This window comes from Synechococcus sp. R55.7 (genome assembly GCF_047461955.1).
In the GTDB taxonomy this organism is placed as follows: Bacteria; Cyanobacteriota; Cyanobacteriia; order Thermostichales; family Thermostichaceae; genus Thermostichus.
Map to the genome: position 1 here is coordinate 14830 of NZ_JANSIC010000025.1, position 1076 is coordinate 15905.

2 protein-coding genes are annotated in these 1076 nt (G+C 54.8%); one reads left to right on the forward strand and one right to left on the reverse strand.

The annotated features are described in order from the left end of the window. Window positions 1-125, forward strand: a 125-nt coding sequence (locus NW820_RS02490) for a photosystem II reaction center protein K (protein WP_414406600.1), incomplete at its 5' end; no start/stop codon positions are given. Between the two features lie 338 nt (window positions 126-463). Here the strand turns inward: NW820_RS02490 and NW820_RS02495 are convergent. Next, complete coding sequence (locus tag NW820_RS02495) at window positions 464-1003, reverse strand: DUF3611 family protein (protein WP_414332564.1); 540 nt, start codon at window positions 1001-1003, stop codon at window positions 464-466. Between the last annotated feature and the right edge of the window lie 73 nt (window positions 1004-1076).

Below are 1076 nucleotides of genomic sequence, written 5' to 3' on the forward strand. Positions count from 1 at the left end.
TGCTCCTGGCCAGTTTGCCGGAAGGCTATGAATTGTTTGACCCGCTGATCGACATTTTGCCGATCATCCCTGTTCTGTTTTTCCTGCTGGCTTTTGTCTGGCAAGCGGCAGTGGGCTTTAAGTAAAGCCATTGCTTTTACTGAGGTCGCAAAGGTCTCAAAGGCCTGGGTGGTCTGGAGAAAACTCAAGCAAACCTAAAGGGCTTCCCCCAGCTTATCTCCCAAGTTGGGGGCTCTTTGCTTTGCCCATTTATGGTCATTTCGATTCAAACTAGGACACTGCACCCACGCCTAAAACGTTAAATGCACCGTGCCAGAAGGCCTTTCAAGGACTCCGTCCCGCTAGCGCGAACAGTAGCTCAGGTGTCTTGCCCTGAACTGGAACGACTGTAAACGACTATAAAAACAACAAGCCGTCTCGCCACTGTCCACATGACTCCCAAAGGTGGGCCAGGGATCCGGCGCTAGGGTTCGCGGTCGAGGACACCGGTAATCCAGAGAACCCCTGCCAAGCAGACGAAGTGGGCAAACGTCACGTTGATGTTGGCGGCCAGCAGCAGCACTCCTGTCACCTGGTTGGCCTGGGTGCGGGAAAACATGCGCGCCAACAGCTCGCCCACTTGGGCTTCCATACCAATCAAAGCAAGGAAGGCCCCAATGAGGCTGACATAGGTGACCAACTGCAACTGCTTGGGCAAATCCAATTGGCTTAGGGCATCAGCAGAAGCTGAGCGGCGCTCCGCGTGGAGCAAGTAGCGCCAGTTGAAAAATAGACCGGCTGCCAGGGTGAGCAATGTAAACAAGGTGAACCAGAAGGCGATGACAGCCCCCAGCGAGTCATCTCGATAGACGGTATTTTGGCCGATTAAAAAGCCAAACCACAGCAGCAGCGCCGTCGCCCCCAAGATTGCCTGGAACCAAAACCCAAAGCGACGAGTCATGCGCAAACGAGACTTCATCCGCTCGATAGCCGCCCGTACTGACGGCGACATGGGCTCGTTCATCTTTTTCCCCCGCTCGCCTGGATGAACACCAACGTTCGCTTCCAGCCTATCTTCATTCTCCGGCCCCAGTCAC

Excerpts from the sequence above, each read along its gene's own strand:
- NW820_RS02495 (WP_414332564.1), bottom strand. The coding sequence starts at position 1,003 with ATGAACGAGCCCATGTCGCCGTCAGTACGGGCGGCTATCGAGCGGATG.